General features: G+C 60.0%; 14 protein-coding genes. 10 read left to right on the top strand and 4 right to left on the bottom strand.

Annotation, left to right across the window (positions count from 1 at the left end; genetic code table 11):
• Positions 1–39: 39 nt before the first annotated feature.
• A complete protein-coding gene (rarD, locus tag AC07V4_RS22355) occupies positions 40–924 on the top strand; it encodes an EamA family transporter RarD (RefSeq protein WP_492634870.1) in 885 nt (294 codons plus the stop codon).
• A 222-nt stretch (positions 925–1,146) separates the two neighbouring features.
• Here rarD and AC07V4_RS22360 read toward each other — a convergent pair whose 3' ends face one another.
• Positions 1,147–1,659 carry a glycine cleavage system transcriptional repressor gene (locus AC07V4_RS22360; protein WP_492634871.1) on the bottom strand — a complete coding sequence of 171 codons (513 nt, stop codon included), beginning with the start codon at positions 1,657–1,659 and terminating at the stop codon, positions 1,147–1,149.
• Positions 1,660–1,925: 266 nt separating this feature from the next.
• Here AC07V4_RS22360 and AC07V4_RS22365 point away from each other — a divergent pair, with 266 nt between their 5' ends.
• Entirely contained in the window at positions 1,926–4,103 is a 2,178-nt protein-coding gene (locus tag AC07V4_RS22365; protein WP_492634872.1) for a malate synthase G, read from the top strand.
• A gap of 53 nt (positions 4,104–4,156) precedes the next feature.
• Here the strand turns inward: AC07V4_RS22365 and AC07V4_RS22370 are convergent, their stop codons facing one another.
• Both AC07V4_RS22370 and AC07V4_RS22375 read right to left on the bottom strand, forming a co-directional pair.
• Positions 4,157–4,585 (bottom strand): hypothetical protein, encoded by a 429-nt coding sequence (locus tag AC07V4_RS22370; RefSeq protein ID WP_492634873.1) that lies wholly within the window; start codon positions 4,583–4,585, stop codon positions 4,157–4,159.
• A 129-nt stretch (positions 4,586–4,714) separates the two neighbouring features.
• A complete protein-coding gene (locus tag AC07V4_RS22375) occupies positions 4,715–5,161 on the bottom strand; it encodes a response regulator (RefSeq protein WP_492634874.1) in 447 nt (148 codons plus the stop codon).
• 246 nt (positions 5,162–5,407) lie between these two features.
• Here AC07V4_RS22375 and AC07V4_RS22380 point away from each other — a divergent pair, with 246 nt between their 5' ends.
• From AC07V4_RS22380 to AC07V4_RS22415, 8 genes are all read left to right on the top strand, one after another.
• Positions 5,408–7,330, top strand: coding sequence for a putative nucleotidyltransferase substrate binding domain-containing protein (locus AC07V4_RS22380; protein ID WP_492634875.1), 1,923 nt, complete (start codon positions 5,408–5,410; stop codon positions 7,328–7,330).
• The gene (locus AC07V4_RS22385) at positions 7,327–8,034 is read left to right on the top strand and encodes a 3'-5' exonuclease (RefSeq protein WP_492634876.1); all 708 of its coding nucleotides are present in this window, start codon (positions 7,327–7,329) and stop codon (positions 8,032–8,034) included. The genes AC07V4_RS22380 and AC07V4_RS22385 overlap by 4 nt, the downstream gene beginning before the upstream one ends.
• Positions 8,035–8,134: 100 nt before the next feature.
• Positions 8,135–8,653 carry an RNA polymerase sigma factor gene (locus tag AC07V4_RS22390; protein ID WP_492634877.1) on the top strand — a complete coding sequence of 173 codons (519 nt, stop codon included), beginning with the start codon at positions 8,135–8,137 and terminating at the stop codon, positions 8,651–8,653.
• Positions 8,650–9,612 (top strand): FecR domain-containing protein, encoded by a 963-nt coding sequence (locus tag AC07V4_RS22395; RefSeq protein WP_492634878.1) that lies wholly within the window; start codon positions 8,650–8,652, stop codon positions 9,610–9,612. Before AC07V4_RS22390 ends, AC07V4_RS22395 begins: the two co-directional genes overlap by 4 nt.
• A 221-nt stretch (positions 9,613–9,833) precedes the next feature.
• Complete coding sequence (locus AC07V4_RS22400) at positions 9,834–12,263, top strand: TonB-dependent siderophore receptor (RefSeq protein ID WP_492634879.1); 2,430 nt, start codon at positions 9,834–9,836, stop codon at positions 12,261–12,263.
• Positions 12,264–12,326: 63 nt separating this feature from the next.
• Entirely contained in the window at positions 12,327–13,430 is a 1,104-nt protein-coding gene (locus AC07V4_RS22405) for a PepSY-associated TM helix domain-containing protein (protein ID WP_492634880.1), read from the top strand.
• Positions 13,427–13,609 carry a hypothetical protein gene (locus tag AC07V4_RS22410; RefSeq protein WP_492634881.1) on the top strand — a complete coding sequence of 61 codons (183 nt, stop codon included), beginning with the start codon at positions 13,427–13,429 and terminating at the stop codon, positions 13,607–13,609. The genes AC07V4_RS22405 and AC07V4_RS22410 overlap by 4 nt, the downstream gene beginning before the upstream one ends.
• Before the next feature lie 142 nt (positions 13,610–13,751).
• Entirely contained in the window at positions 13,752–14,381 is a 630-nt protein-coding gene (locus AC07V4_RS22415) for a glutathione S-transferase (protein ID WP_492634882.1), read from the top strand.
• 174 nt (positions 14,382–14,555) lie between these two features.
• On the opposite strand, the gene creD is transcribed toward AC07V4_RS22415, so the two are convergent.
• Complete coding sequence (gene creD / locus AC07V4_RS22420) at positions 14,556–15,929, bottom strand: cell envelope integrity protein CreD (protein ID WP_492634883.1); 1,374 nt, start codon at positions 15,927–15,929, stop codon at positions 14,556–14,558.
• Positions 15,930–15,934: the final 5 nt, after the last annotated feature.

Consider the following 15,934-nt stretch of genomic DNA (forward strand, 5'->3'; position numbering starts at 1 on the left):
AATCTCGCCTTTGTTAGCTGCCTAAGCAAGGATTCCACAATGCAAGCCGCCAACCCCCGCAAGGGGTACATCCTGGGCCTGAGTGCCTATGTCATCTGGGGTCTGTTCCCGCTCTACTTCAAAGCCATTGCCAGCGTTCCCGCCGCTGAAATCATCGTGCACCGCGTGCTGTGGTCGGCGCTGTTCGGTGGTTTGCTGTTGATGGTATGGAAACACCCGGGCTGGTTCCGCGAGCTGCTCGACAACCCCAAGCGCCTGGCCATCCTGGCGCTCAGTGGTTCATTGATCGCGGCCAACTGGCTGACCTACGTGTGGTCGGTGAACAGCGGGCGCATGCTGGAGGCCAGCCTGGGTTACTACATCAACCCGCTGGTGAATGTGCTGCTGGGTATGCTGATCCTGGGCGAGCGCCTGCGCCGCCTGCAATGGATCGCCGTTGGGCTGGCGGCGGTGGGTGTGGCGCAACAGGTGTGGCAAGTGGGCAGTTTGCCGTGGGTGTCGCTGGTACTGGCGCTGACCTTTGGCTTTTACGGGCTGATCCGCAAACAGGCGCCGGTCAAGGCGTTGCCGGGACTGGTGGTAGAAACCTGGATGCTGGTGCCGATCGCAATCGCATGGCTGCTGTTCAACCCTTCGGCCCACAGCGCGCAAATGGCTTTCTGGAGCACCTCCGAAGCCTGGTGGCTGGTAGCCGCTGGGCCGGTGACGCTGATCCCGCTGGTATGTTTCAACGCCGCCGCACGGCACTTGCCCTACACCGCACTGGGCTTTTTGCAGTACGTCGCCCCGACGTTGGTGCTGCTGGAAGCCGTGCTGCTGTTTGGCGAACATTTGGCGCCAAGCACCCTGATGGCCTTCGCCTTCATCTGGGCGGGGCTGGTGGTGTACAGCCTTGATGCCTGGATGAGCGTACGCAAACGCTGATCAAATAACGTACAATCCTCTGCAAGCCACAGTGCACGTGGCTTGCAGACATCCACCCCAAGGTTATCCACAACCTGATCCCCGCCATTTGTGCACAAGCCCTTGAAACTGCTCGTTTTTTGCTCAAATAGCGGAGAAGCCCAGCCAGTACGGCCTGGCATCGAGTCTCTACAGCTTATCCACAGGCCCATGCAAGATTTCCATGCATAACCTTGTGAGTAGTTATTCCTCGTTGTGCAACTCAACCATCAAATCGTCCGCCAAGCCTTCCAAGGATTGCTGCAAAGCCTCCAGGGACAGCGTTGCCGGCACCTGCAATAACGCCTCGGCGGTAAACAGCGGGTCACCGCTCATGGGAGCCGGGCGCACATCGGTGCTCAGGCTCTCCAGGTTCACGCCCTGCTTGCTCAACAGTGCCGTGATCTCGCGCACGATGCCCGAACGGTCATTCCCCACCAACGTCATCACAATCGACTTGGACGCCGACGCGTGCCCGCTGCTGCCCTCACCCACCAGCACGCGAATGCCGTGTGTGGATAAGTCCTCCAGCGCATTCACCAGGTTCTGACGGTTTTCAGCAGGCACGCTGACCCGCAATATCCCGGCGAACTGCCCGGCCATATGGGCCATACGGCTTTCCTGCCAACTGCCGCCGTGGGTGGCGATGTTGTGTGCGATGCGTTCAACCAGGCCGGGTTTGTCGGCGGCGATAATTGTGAGTACAAGATGGTCCATGGCAGCGCCCTCTGGGATTCAATCTACAAGGTGGACCCGAAGGCCCTCGATAACAAATCGTGTACCATTTTTATATTTATCTGGAACAATCTAATAGTTTTTTGAGAACATCCGGTTCTCCGCTGTGACCGTACGACCAAAGTGGGTCGCTAAACGACGTATTTAGTCTAATTTTCACAACCGCAAGTCATCATGTAGTATGCGCAACCTGGCACTACATAATGAAAATCTAAAAAGCGCTTAAGCTGTGCAGAGTGAGGCAAGCAATGACTGAACACGTTCAAGTCGGTGGCCTGCAGGTCGCCAAAGTCCTGTTCGACTTCGTGAATAACGAAGCCATTCCCGGCACCGGCATCACTGCCGAGCAGTTCTGGGCCGGTGCCGACAAGGTCATCCACGATCTGGCACCGAAGAACAAAGCCCTACTCGCCAAACGCGACGATTTCCAAGCACGGATCGACACCTGGCACCAGACCCATGCCGGCAAGGCCCACGACCCAGTGGCTTACAAAGCCTTCCTGCAAGACATCGGGTACCTGCTGCCAGAAGCCGCAGACTTCCAGGCCACGACTCAAAACGTTGACGACGAAATCGCCCGCATGGCCGGCCCGCAGTTGGTCGTGCCGGTGATGAATGCCCGTTTCGCCCTCAACGCCTCCAATGCGCGCTGGGGCTCGCTGTATGACGCGCTGTATGGCACCGACGCTATCAGCGAAGCCAATGGCGCCGAGAAGGGCCAGGTCTACAACAAAGTGCGTGGCGACAAGGTGATTGCCTTTGCCCGTGCCTTCCTCGATGAAGCCGCGCCGCTGGCGGCGGGCAGCCACGTCGACTCCACCGGTTACAAGATCATCGATGGCAAACTGGTTGTCAGCCTCAAGGGCGGCAGCAACAGCGGCCTGCGCGACGACGCGCAACTCATCGGCTTCCAGGGCGACAGCGCCCAACCGACCGCCATTCTGCTGAAGCACAACGGCCTGCACTTCGAAATCCAGATCGACGCCAGCACCCCGGTCGGCCAGACCGATGCCGCCGGCGTCAAAGACGTGCTGATGGAAGCCGCGCTGACCACCATCATGGACTGCGAAGACTCCGTCGCCGCCGTGGACGCCGATGACAAAGTGGTGATCTACCGCAACTGGCTCGGCCTGATGAAGGGCGACCTGGCCGAAGAAGTCGCCAAGGGCGGCAAGACCTTCACCCGCACCATGAACGCTGACCGCGTTTATACCGGTGTAAATGGCCAGGACGTGACCCTGCACGGCCGTTCGCTGCTGTTCGTGCGTAACGTGGGTCACCTGATGACCATCGACGCGATCCTCGACAAAGCCGGTAACGAAGTGCCGGAAGGCATTCTCGATGGGCTGATCACCAGCCTCGCGGCGATCCACAGCCTCAACGGCAACAGCAGCCGCAAGAACAGCCGCACCGGCTCCGTGTACATCGTGAAGCCGAAGATGCACGGCCCGGAAGAAGCCGCGTTCACCAACGAGCTGTTCGGTCGCATCGAAGACGTGCTGAACCTGCCGCGCAACACCCTGAAAGTCGGGATCATGGACGAGGAGCGCCGCACCACGGTCAACCTCAAGGCCTGCATCAAGGCGGCCAGCGAGCGCGTGGTGTTCATCAACACCGGCTTCCTCGACCGTACCGGCGACGAGATCCACACCTCCATGGAAGCTGGCGCAATGGTGCGCAAAGCGGCGATGAAGGCCGAGAAATGGATCGGTGCCTACGAAAACTGGAACGTCGATATCGGCTTGAGCACCGGCCTGCAAGGTCGCGCGCAGATCGGTAAAGGCATGTGGGCCATGCCCGACCTGATGGCGGCGATGCTCGAACAGAAAATCGCCCACCCTCTGGCTGGCGCCAACACCGCTTGGGTGCCTTCGCCGACCGCCGCTGCGCTGCACGCGTTGCACTACCACAAGGTCGATGTATTCGCCCGCCAGGCCGAGCTGGCCAAGCGCGAGCGAGCCTCGGTGGACGATATCCTGACCATTCCTCTGGCCAGCAACACCCACTGGTCCGAAGAAGAGATCCGCAACGAGCTGGATAACAACGCCCAGGGCATCCTTGGCTATGTGGTCCGCTGGATCGACCAAGGCGTTGGGTGCTCGAAAGTGCCGGACATCAACGATGTGGGCCTGATGGAAGACCGCGCCACCCTGCGCATCTCCAGCCAGCACATCGCCAACTGGCTGCGCCACGGCATCGTCAACGAAACCCAGGTGATGGAAAGCCTCAAGCGCATGGCGCCGGTGGTGGACCGCCAGAACGCCGGGGATAAGTTGTACCGTCCGCTGGCACCGGATTTCGACAGCAACATCGCATTCCAGGCAGCGGTGGAGTTGGTGATTGAAGGGACCAAGCAGCCCAACGGCTATACCGAGCCGGTGTTGCACCGTCGGCGTCGGGAGTTCAAGGCTAAAAACGGTCTGTAAATGAAAAGAGCCCCGGTCGAGAGACTGGGGCTTTCTTCTTTTCAGGAAGGCTATCAATCAAAAATGAAAGTGGCTTCACCTGTGCCGTTAATCGTAACTTCTTGCCCCTCACGCTCAAATTTCAAATTGATGTAGGTAATATAATTTGTATATGTATCCGGAGCGCCCGCGTCTTTGGAAATAACAACAAATTTCCCAGACGTAGGCCTTATAAAATAATCACCATTCTCGTCTCTATAATCGATGTTTCCTCGATGCTGATCTGGATCTCGTGGAAAGTCAAACTCGTACGGTTCATCCTTCGGAAATAACGTATTCCCATACTCAGCGGTCAACGACCCAGCGTTCTCCATGATGACCGAAAAATGTCTCAAACTTGCACCTATATTAGAAGAGTTTAAAAAGCGGGCCTTTCCATCCCTGAGAATAAGAATACTTGAGTGGCCACTATTTGCTTGATCGTTAGGCTTTTGAATAGACATAGCTAGCTCCTTTGGAGGGTATAAGGCCCTGGCTGAAGACCAGAGTTCTCCAGAGCAGTAAGCGATATGGACACCTACTTGCCTACTGTGAAAGTTGACAGTTCGAACAAAAAAAAAGATAAACGGTAGTTACTGCCCCATCCCCAACTCCCGCTTCACCATCTTCGCCAACTTCACGCTATCAATCGGCTTGAGCAAGAAGTCCACCACGCTCAAATGCATGGCATCGATCACGTCCGGCGCTTCGGCATCCCCCGAGATGATGATGATCGGCAACGCTGCGCGTGTGGATTCACGCACCTGGCGGATCAGCTCCAGGCCATTGCTGGGTGCCATGCGCAGGTCGGTGATCAGCAAACCGATGGAGCTGCTTTGCTTCAACAGGTCCCACGCCGTCTCACCACTGTCGGCGGTCATGCAACGAATGCCGTCCAGGCCCAGGATCTCTGCCAGCAGTTCCCGTGCGTCTTTGTCGTCATCGACGATCAACACACGTTGTGGTGGCAGATCAGGCTCCAGCATCACGGCGCTCAGCGCCTCACGTTCGGCATCGCTCAAAATATCGTGGTCGGACATACGTTTCTCAGCAGCTCTCATCAATCTCCCAGCACACTCGTCAGACATCTGCAGAAGGGCGAACAATGTGCACTTCGTCGGAAAGTTTGCCTAGTGGGCTTTCTACGGGGTTTGCACGTGGCCTTGTAAGGTTTTTCCCTAGTCGTGAATCGTTTAACCGCTACCTAGACTTACGTCCAATGGGCACCCGCAGCACGGCAGTTGACCATGCAGGACGATAACGACAAAAAAACTGCGGTCACTGTTATGAGTAAAGCTGATGCTTTCACGCAGGCGGGGAAAACTGCCGTGTTACAGAACATCCACGGCACCCTGCAATTCCTGCAACGCTTTCCCCCGTTCAACCAGATGGAAAATGCCCACTTGGCCTTCCTGGTCGAGCAATGCCAACTGCGCTTCTATGCCCCCGGCGATAGCATCCTCAAACCGTCGGGTGGCCCGGTTGAGCACTTTTATGTCGTCAAGCAGGGCCGGGTCGTGGGCGAGCGACCGGACTCAACCGAAACCACCTTCGAAATCACCACCGGCGAATGTTTCCCCCTAGCCGCCTTGCTGGGTGAACGGGCCACCCGTACGGAACACAAGGCCGCCGAGGACACTTTCTGCCTGCAACTGAACAAGCCGGCCTTTATCAAGCTGTTCGCCCTGTCCAGCCCGTTTCGCGACTTTGCCCTGCGTGGTGTCAGCAGCCTGCTGGACCAAGTCAACCAGCAAGTCCAGCAAAAAGCCGTGGAAACCCTCGGCACTCAATATTCGCTGAACACGCGTCTGGGCGAATTGGCTATGCGTCACCCAGTCACCTGCCGGCCCTTCACACCGCTGCGCGAGGCCGTGACGCTGATGCACGAGCAGCAAGTGGGCAGCATCGTGATTGTGGATGAGCACAAAGCGCCCCTGGGCATCTTCACCCTGCGCGACCTGCGCCAAGTGGTGGCCGATGGCACCAGTGATTTCAACCAGGCCATCGAAGGTCATATGACCCAGGCGCCGTTCTTTCTGACGCCGGACCACAGCGCCTTCGATGCCGCCATCGCCATGACCGAGCGGCATATCGCCCACGTGTGCCTGGTCAAAGACCAGCGCCTGTGTGGCGTAGTGTCCGAGCGCGACCTGTTTTCCTTGCAACGGGTCGACCTGGTGCACCTGGCCCGCACCATCCGCAACGCACCGCGAGTGGAGAACCTGGTAGCGATTCGCGGTGAAATCGGCCAGTTGGTGGAGCGCATGCTGGCCCATGGCGCATCATCCACCCAGATCACCCACATCATTACGCTACTCAACGATCACACCGTGTGCCGGGTGATCGAGTTGACCCTGGCCGACAAAGGCGACCCCGGTGTGCCCTTCAGTTGGTTGTGTTTCGGCAGCGAAGGCCGCCGCGAGCAGACGCTGTTCACCGACCAGGACAACGGTATTTTGTTCGAAGCCAAGGACGCTGCCGAAGCCGCCGCGATTCGTGCCCGGTTATTGCCCTTGGCGCAGCAGGTCAACCAGAGCCTGGCGTTGTGCGGCTTCAGCCTGTGCAAAGGCAATATCATGGCCGGCAACCCCGAGTTGTGCCTGTCCCGGGCCGAATGGGCGCGGCGCTTCGGGGCTTTCATACGCGAGGCGACACCGGAGAACTTGCTGGGCTCGAGCATCTATTTCGATCTGCGGGTGGTGTGGGGCGATGAGCGCGGTTGCGAACAACTGCGCCAGGGCATTCTGGATCAGGTGGCGGATAATCGGCTGTTCCAGCGCATGCTGGCCGAGAACGCCCTGCGCCAGCGCCCGCCAGTGGGGCGTTTCCGCGAGTTTGTGTTGACGCGCAAAGGCGGCGAAAAGGCCACCCTCGATCTCAAGGTGCAGGGCCTGACGCCCTTTGTCGATGGCGCCCGCTTGCTGGCCCTGGCCAACGGTATTCATGCCAACAACACCCTGGAGCGCCTGCGCCAACTGGTGCTCAAGGACGTCATCGAAGCGCTGGACGGCGCCGCCTATGAAGAGGCGTATCACTTCATCCAGCAAACCCGCATGCAGCAGCACCAGTTGCAAACCCGCGAGAACCAGCCGTACTCCAACCGTGTCGACCCCGACAGCCTCAACCACCTGGACCGGCGCATCCTGCGTGAATCCCTGCGCCAGGCCCAACGCCTGCAAAGCAGCCTGACCTTGCGGTATCAGCTGTGAACTGGCTGGGTTGGCTACGCCCGAAAAAGCCCGGGCTCAATGCGCTACAACAACAGCGCCTGGCGCAACTTCCCAAGCCCGCCATTCTGGGCGACAGCACCTTACGCAGCCAGCGCTGGGTAGTGATGGACCTGGAAACCAGCGGCCTGAACCTCAACCGTGACCAGGTACTGTCCATCGGCGCCGTGGTGATCGAGGACGGGGCAGTGGATTTCTCACAGATGTTTGAACGCACCCTGCAAAGGGCCGAGACCAAACTCAGCCCCAGCATGTTGATTCACGGCCTGGGTCCCAGTGCGATTGCAGCTGGCAGCGATCCAGTGGAGGCACTGCTGGACTTCATGGAGTTCGTCGGCGACAGCCCGCTGCTGGCGTTCCATGCCCCCTTCGATCAACACATGCTGTGCCGGGCACTCAAGGACAGCCTGGGTTATCGCCTGCCCCATCCGTTTCTCGACGTCGCCGACATCGCCCCGCTGCTGTGTCCCGAGGCGAATATTCGCGAAGCCGGGCTCGACGACTGGATCAACCACTTCCACCTGCAAGTGGGCGAACGCCATCACGCCAGCGCCGATGCACTGGCCACGGCGGAACTGATGCTCATCCTGTTCAGCCGCGCACGCCAGCAACAAATAGACTCGCCACAGCAGTTGCAAGAGCGTTTGAGCCAATGGAAACGGCGTAAACAAGCGCCATCGTTTTAATAGCACCGTCCGACAGACGCCAATTGCGCCCGCCCCACGCCTCTGACACAATCGCGAATAATTCTCGTTAGTTTAAACCTCTTGTTTATTCGGTGATGCCTTGTCGTCGGTTCCAAACCCACACAGTGAGCTGGTTGGCGCGTTGTATCGCGACCATCGTGGCTGGTTGTTGGCGTGGTTGCGACGCAACGTGGCCTGCCCAAGCCGTGCCGAAGACCTGAGCCAGGACACGTTCATCCGCCTGCTGGGCCGCGACGAGCTGCGCGAGCCCCGTGAGCCACGGGCGTTCCTGGTGGCAATCGCCAAAGGCTTGTTGTTCGACTACTTTCGTCGCGCGGCACTGGAACAGGCTTACCTCACCGAACTGATGCTGATCCCGGAAAGCGCACACCCATCGCCCGAAGAGCAGCAATTGATCCTCGAAGACCTCAAGGCCATCGACCGCCTGCTCGGCAAGCTGTCGAGCAAGGCCCGCGCCGCCTTCCTCTATAACCGCCTCGACGGCCTGGGCCATGCGGAAATTGCCCAGCGCCTCGGCGTGTCGGTGCCTCGCGTACGCCAGTACCTGGCCCAGGGTATTCGCCAGTGCTACGTCGCACTGTATGGCGAGCCGCTGTGACAAGTTCCAAACCGGTTTCGGCCCGTGTGCTGGATGCGGCGATCGCCTGGCAACTGTCCCTCGACTCGGGCGACGGCAGTGCAGTGGAACAGGAAGAATTCGCCAAATGGCTGGCCAGCAATGAAGAACACGCCCGCGCTTGGCGCCAGTTGGGCATGCTTGACCAGCGTTTCAGCGCAGCCTCGGGCCCGGCACGGGCGGCGCTGCTGCAGTCGCGTGAGGGCATTCGCCAGCGTGTGCGCAAACTGGGTAGCGGCTTGGCGAGCATCGCGCTGGTGATTGGCCTGGCGCTGTTTGCCGGTGAGCGCTATGTACCGATCCACTATTGGCTGGCCGACCAACGCACCGCCACGGGCGAGCAGCGCACACTGAAGCTGGCGGATGGCACGTTGGTCAACCTCAACACCCACAGTGCCATCGACGTACGCTTTGATGAAAAACGCCGACTGATCGTATTGCAGGAAGGCGAGATCCTGGTCGAAACCGGCCATAACGATGCGCGGCCTTTCTATGTGCAAACCCGCGACGGCAGCCTGCGGGCGCTGGGTACACGGTTTATCGTCAAGCGCGAAGAAGGCGCCACGCGCCTGAGCGTGCTGCAGTCCGCCGTGGCCGCCCAGCCTGAAGCGCTGCATCAGGAACAGATTTTCAAGGAAGGCCAACAAGTACTGATGCGCAGCGACGGCCTCGGCCCGTTGCTTGCTGTCACACCTGCCACCGACGCCTGGACCCGCGGCATGCTGGTGGTCGACAACGCCCGCCTGGAGGATGTGGTCGAGGAACTCAGCCGTTATCGCACCGGACACCTGGGTGTGGATAAAAATGTGGCTGACCTGCGGATCACCGGCAGTTTCCCGCTGCATGACACGACCCTGGCGTTGAATGCGCTGCTGCCGACGTTGCCGGTACAGATCGAGCAGCGCACGCCGTGGTGGGTGACCGTCAGCGCCAAGCCTTAGGGGCTGTGGTGCCTGGGCTATGGCTATCGGGGGCAAGCCCCCTCCCACATTATTGCATTCACACATTTTGACTTGTGAACACAGCCAGGGTGGGAGGGGGCTTGCCAGCGATGAGGCCCTCAAGAACAGCCCAAAAAAATATTTTCATCCTGCCCTATCACTTTTCGATTCTCATCCGGCACCTAGGCAATTGAGAAATATTTCCATTCAGGAGCCGCCCTATGTCCCGCACGCTAGACACCTTGTTGCGCCCCAGCCTGTTAGCCCTGGCCATCGCCCTCAGCGCGCCGCTGGCCAGCACCTCGCTGATCGCCGCTGAGCAAGCGTCCAGCGTGCGCGCCTACAACCTGCCGGCTGCGCCGTTGGCCACCACCCTGAACCAGATCGCCAGCCAGGCCGGCCTGGCGCTGACGCTCAACCCAGCGCTGGCGTCAGGCAAGACCTCGGCACCGGTCAAAGGCCAGTTCGATGCCCAGCGCGCATTGCGTGAGGCATTGCGTGGCACCGGGCTGCAATTGGAGCAGAGCAGTGCGGGCACGTTTACGCTGGTGCCGGTTCCGGAGGGCGTCGTGGCATTGCCAGAGACCAGCATCATTGCCCAAGGCGACACTGAAAGTGCATGGGGGCCCGTGACCGGCTACCTGGCGACGCGCACCGCCGCCGGCACCAAGACCGATACCGCACTGGTCGAAGCCCCGCGCTCGATTTCCGTGGCCACCCGTGAGCAAATGCAGGACCGCAACGTCCAGAACCTGGATGACGCGGTCAAGTACATGCCCGGCATCGTGTCTGCCAGCTACGGCAGCGACACCCGCTATGACTGGATGCGTGTTCGCGGTTTCGAACCGACTCAATTCCTCGACGGCCTGCCATTGCCCCGTGGCGTCTACGCCAACCCGAAAGCCGAAACCTGGAACCTCGACCGCCTCGCCCTGCTGCGTGGCCCGGCGTCGTCGGTGTACGGCCAGACCCCGCCAGGCGGCCTGCTGGATATGGTCAGCCGCCGCCCCAGTGCGGAATCGAGCAGCGCCATCCAAGTGCAATACGGCAGCGACAATTACCGCCAGATCAACTTCGCCAGCACCGGCAAGATCGATGATGAAGGCCAGTTCCTCTATGGCCTCAGCGGCGTGGTGCGGGATGCGGGTACCCAAGTCGATCACATCGACAACAAGCGCTACAACATCGCACCGAGCCTGACGTGGAACATCGACACCGATACCAAGCTGACTCTGCTCTCGCAGTTCACCCGCGACGATACCGGCGCCACCAGCCAGTTCATGCCGATCCAGGGCACCAAGATCGACTCGCCGCTGGGCAAAGTGTCACATCATAAAAACCTGGGCGATCCGGACTACGAGTACTACGACCGCACCTACTACGCGTTGGGCTATGCCTTTGAACATCGCTTCAACGACACCTGGCAGTTCCATCAAAACCTGCGCTACACCAAGTCGGAGCTGGCCTTCCAGCAACTGACCGTGGGTTCCTTCGCCTACGCCCCGGCCGATGCAGACGGCAATATCAGCCGCTCCTCGACCAATGTGAACGAAAACATCGGCCAGTTCGCGGTGGACAACAATTTCCAGGCTGACTTCGCCACCGGCGACATCTCCCATGCGCTGTTGCTGGGCCTGGATCACCAGCGCACCGATACGTCCTATCTGTCGATTTTCGGCACGGCCGGGACGATCAACATCTTCAACCCGATCAACACCCAGCCGGTCGAGCGCCCGGCGCGCTCCACGGCCTATTACGACTACAACCAGAAAACCGTCCAGACCGGCCTCTACGTCCAGGACCAGATGGCCTTGGACCAATGGCGCCTGACCCTGGGCGGGCGTGAAGACTGGGTGCACCAAGGCACCACCTACTTCAACAAGAACGATGCGACCAACACCGACCGCAGCAAGAACTTCAGTGGCAACGCCGCGCTGAGCTATGTGTTCGACTCGGGTTTTGTGCCGTACCTGTCTTACGCCGAGTCGTTCCAACCCGCGAGCAACGCCGATGTCGACCCGCTCAAGTCGTTCAAGCCCACCGAAGGCAAACAGTGGGAACTGGGCATCAAGTACCAGCCGCCGGGTTCCAACACCCTGTTGAGTGCTGCGGTGTACGACCTGACCCAGAAGAACGTGCAGGTCACCAGCTTCCAGTCCGGAGGCGTGTCGGTCACCGACCAGACTGGCGAAGTGAAGGTCAAGGGCCTGGAGCTGGAAGCGGTGTCTGACGTGACCGAGAACCTCAAGGTCATCGCCGCCTATACCCTGGCCAAATCCGAAGTGCAAAAAGGCCAATACAAAGGCAATCGCCTGCAACTGATGCCCAACCAGCAAGCCTCGTTGTGGACCGACTACACCTGGCACAGCGGCATGCTCGACGGTTTCGGCATCGGTTTCGGCGCGCGCTACACCGGCAACACTTATGGCGACCAGGCCAACACCTGGGCGGGCAAGGCGAATGCCTACACCGTGTTCGACGGCTCGGTGCACTACGATCTGGGCCGTCTGGATAACAGCTTGAAAGGTGCTTCGGTAAAACTGAACGCCACCAACCTGTTCAACAAGGACTACCTGTCCACCTGTGACGCCAACTATTGCTACTTCGGTGACCAACGCAGCGTGGTCGCCAGTGCCACCTACCAGTGGTAATCGGCTGAGTTAACCCGCGGGCCGCCCTCAGGGGCGGCTTTGGCGTGTCTGAAGGCTAGAAAAATGAAAAGCAAAACCATCCGCCGCTGGTCCTTCATCCACACCTGGACCAGCCTGATCTGCACGGTGTTCCTGCTGCTGCTCGCCCTCACCGGCCTGCCGCTGGTGTTTCACCATGAGATCGACCACCTGCTGGGCAACGAACCGGAACTGGCGCAGATGCCCACCGATACGCCACAGCTGAATCTGGAGCAATTGGTCGCCAAGGCCCAGGCCCATCGCCCCGGCGAAGCCATGCAATACCTGGCCTGGGATGAAGACGACAAGAACGGTGTGATCGCGATCATGGCCGCCACGGCCGGCACCGAGCCCAACTCATCCCACACCTTCATGCTCGATGCCCGCACGGGTGAAGCCGTGGAAACCCCGGCGGCCAACGGCGGGCTGACGCTGTTCCTGCTGCGCCTGCATGTGGATATGTTCGCCGGACTGCCGGGCAAGCTGCTACTGGCGTTCATGGGCATTTTGTTCGTGGTGGCGATTGTCTCCGGCACGGTGCTGTACCTGCCTTTTATGCGCAGGTTGAAGTTCGCCACCGTGCGTCAGGACAAATCCACGCGCCTGCGCTGGCTCGACCTGCATAACCTGATCGGCGTGGTCACCCTGACCTGGGCGCTGGTGGTAGGCGTGACCGGTGTCATCAGCGCCTGCGCCGACCTGATCATCGCCGCCTGGCGCCAGGACAGCCTCAGCGCCATGATCGAACCGTACAAAAACGCCCCGCCGCTGACCCAGCGCGCACCCGCCACCGACTTGCTGACCATCGCCGCCAACGCTGCGCCCGGCATGGAGCCGGACTTTATCGCCTTCCCCGGCACGCGCTTTTCCAGCGAGCACCATTACGCCGTGTTCATGAAAGGCAGCACCCACCTGACGTCACACCTGCTCACACCGGTGCTGATCGACGCCAGCAACCTGGCCGTCACCGCTATTGCCGAACGGCCGTGGTACATGGACGCCATGGGCATGTCGCAGCCGCTGCACTTCGGTGACTATGGCGGCCTGCCGATGAAGATCCTATGGGCTGTGCTGGATGTGCTGACGATCATCGTGCTGGGCAGCGGGATTTACCTGTGGATCGTACGGCGCAAGGCGGCCAAGTCATGAAGCCGCGCCAGTCGAGTTTCTGGAAGGTGTTTGGCATTCCGCTGGGGATTGGCCTGCTCAGTGCCGCCGGGTTGTTTGCAGCGTTGCTGGGGGATGGGCTGTGGGATTCGTTGAGTTGGGTGGGGCTGGGTATTCCGGCTGCCATTGGTATTTGGGCGTTGGTAAAGCGGCGCGACTGAAGAGGCTATCGGGGGCAAGCCCCCTCCCACACTTGGTTGGGTTCACACAGTCAAAATGTGGGAGGGGGCTTGCCCCCGATGAGGCCTTCAAAAACACCCTCAATGCCTCTAGGCTAGCCACTGCCCACATTGAGGAATACCCATGTCCGCTCCCAGCATGACCTTGTTTCACAACCCCGCCTCGCCGTTCGTGCGTAAAGTTCGCGTCCTGCTGGCTGAAACCGGCCAACAGGACCGCGTTGCCCTGCATGGCTGCATGCCGACACCGGTCAATCCCGATGCGCAACTGGTGCAAGACAACCCCGTGGGCAAGATCCCGGCCCTGCGTCTGGCCGATGGCTCGGTACTGCACGACAGCCGGGTGATCCTCGATTACTTCGATCACCAGCACAGCGGCCTCCCGCTGATCCCTCGCGACGGTGCAGCCCGCTGGCGCCGCCTGACCCTGGCCTCGCTGGCCGACGGCATCATGGATGCCGCCGTGCTGGTGCGTTATGAGACCGCCATGCGCCCGCTGGAAAAGCATTGGGACCAATGGCTGGATGAGCAGCGCAACAAGATCCGTCGCGCCGTTGCCGAGCTGGAAGCCGAAGCTGTTGCTGAACTGACCAGCCGCTTCGACATCGCCGCCATCAGCGTCGCCTGCGCCCTGGGCTACCTCGACTTCCGCCACCCTGACCTGCAATGGCGGTTGGATAACCCGAAGCTTGCCCAGTGGTATGCCGAGGTCAGCCAACGGCCTTCGATGCAGCAAACCCTCCCCCCGGTTTGACAGTCACCACCGTCCAATGTGGGAGGGGGCTTGCCCCCGATTGCAATCTGTCAGGCACCGGGTCTGTGACGGATGTACCGCTATCGGGGGCAAGCCCCCTCCCACACAGGCCCGTGGCGTAGTTGAGGTAGTCGATAATTCGCGCCTTCATTTGCTGATCCTCCCGCAACCCAATCATTGCACCGCCTCCAGATCAAACTGCAATGGCTCCACCGCCTTGCGCTTGCCCACCCCATACCAATCCAGTTTGCGCGTCAGCACCATCACCGTGCCCAGCAGGCCGAACAGCAACAGCGAGCCCATCAGCAGCGCATAGTCTTCAGCGCTCAGCAGTCCGTACAACAAGCCGTACAAGGCAGCCAACCCCGCCGAGAACCCCAGGCCATGACTGACACTGCGCAACACATGGCACACGTAGAAACCGATCAACAACACGCAGGCGCTGGCAGAGATGAGATAAGCCATCGCAAACCCTATATGTTCGGATAACGACAACAACAGCAGGTAAAAGAACGCCAGGGCAAAACCCACGAGGGCGTATTGGATGGGGTGCACCGCCAGGCTCTTGAGGACCTCGAACAGGAAGAACCCGGCAAAGGTCAGCGCGATAAACAGCAGCGCATATTTGATCGCACGATCGCTCTTGAGGTACTGGTCCACCGGGTCGATGAAGTTCACGCCGAAGCTGCGATTGTTGAAGTCGCTACAGCCTTGGCCATCCAGGCAGGTTTGCAGGGCTTGCTCGAGGTTGGTGGAAAAAAACGAGGTCTGCCAGTTGGCGGTAAAGCCTGTGTCGGTGACGTCACGCTGAACCGGCAGGAAGTTGCCGATGAAACTCGGATGCGGCCAGTTGGACGCGAGGGACACCTGGCTGATCTTGCCCACCGGCACCACCTGCAATTGTTCGGTGCCTTGCAGGCGCAGGTCAAAAGCGAAATCCACCACGCTTGGTTTTTTGCTGTCCAGCGCCGATAGCACCACGTGGACGCCCTCCCCCAACCAGTCGACTTGGGTGCCTGGCGAGAACTCCAGACGCTGGCTGCCCAATTCCAGATTCAGCGCGTTTTCAATGCCGCGAATATCGCTGATACCCACCGCCAGAAACGCCGGCTCAAAACGGTAATCGGCAAAGTCTTCCGTGATGCCCAACTGCGCAGGCAGCTCGAAACGCCCACTGATGCGGTTGTCGGCATGGAACAGCCGCGCCTGATAGATCCCCCGTGCACGCAGTTCGGTCTGCACCTTGCCGTCGAGCTCAAATCGGTCCGGCAGGAAATACAGACGACCGCGCTCTTCACGGGTTTCTTCGTAGCGTTTATTGAGCTTTTCATTGAGCTTCCACTCGCGCACGGTCTTGCGATAGGGCACCACCATCACCGGGCCGGTGACGCGCTGGCTGTAGCTGGAGCTACGGGCGATGTCCATCAACACGCCGTCGCGCAGTTGCTGGCGGTCGCTGATGATGCCGTTGATCATCAGCAACGGAATCAGCAACAACAAAATCAGCAGCGCAATCGCGCCAAGTTTGAAAAGCAGACTGCGGTTCATGGGTT

The sequence above is a fragment of the Pseudomonas sp. GW821-FHT03A09 genome (assembly GCF_059421065.1).

Excerpts from the sequence above, each read along its gene's own strand:
- AC07V4_RS22365 (WP_492634872.1), top strand. The coding sequence starts at position 1,926 with ATGACTGAACACGTTCAAGTCGGTGGCCTGCAGGTCGCCAAAGTCCTG.
- AC07V4_RS22375 (WP_492634874.1), bottom strand. The coding sequence starts at position 5,161 with ATGTCCGACCACGATATTTTGAGCGATGCCGAACGTGAGGCGCTGAGC.
- rarD (WP_492634870.1), top strand. The coding sequence starts at position 40 with ATGCAAGCCGCCAACCCCCGCAAGGGGTACATCCTGGGCCTGAGTGCC.
- creD (WP_492634883.1), bottom strand. The coding sequence starts at position 15,929 with ATGAACCGCAGTCTGCTTTTCAAACTTGGCGCGATTGCGCTGCTGATT.
- AC07V4_RS22360 (WP_492634871.1), bottom strand. The coding sequence starts at position 1,659 with ATGGACCATCTTGTACTCACAATTATCGCCGCCGACAAACCCGGCCTG.
- AC07V4_RS22410 (WP_492634881.1), top strand. The coding sequence starts at position 13,427 with ATGAAGCCGCGCCAGTCGAGTTTCTGGAAGGTGTTTGGCATTCCGCTG.
- AC07V4_RS22370 (WP_492634873.1), bottom strand. The coding sequence starts at position 4,585 with ATGTCTATTCAAAAGCCTAACGATCAAGCAAATAGTGGCCACTCAAGT.
- AC07V4_RS22380 (WP_492634875.1), top strand. The coding sequence starts at position 5,408 with ATGAGTAAAGCTGATGCTTTCACGCAGGCGGGGAAAACTGCCGTGTTA.
- AC07V4_RS22415 (WP_492634882.1), top strand. The coding sequence starts at position 13,752 with ATGTCCGCTCCCAGCATGACCTTGTTTCACAACCCCGCCTCGCCGTTC.
- AC07V4_RS22405 (WP_492634880.1), top strand. The coding sequence starts at position 12,327 with ATGAAAAGCAAAACCATCCGCCGCTGGTCCTTCATCCACACCTGGACC.
- AC07V4_RS22400 (WP_492634879.1), top strand. The coding sequence starts at position 9,834 with ATGTCCCGCACGCTAGACACCTTGTTGCGCCCCAGCCTGTTAGCCCTG.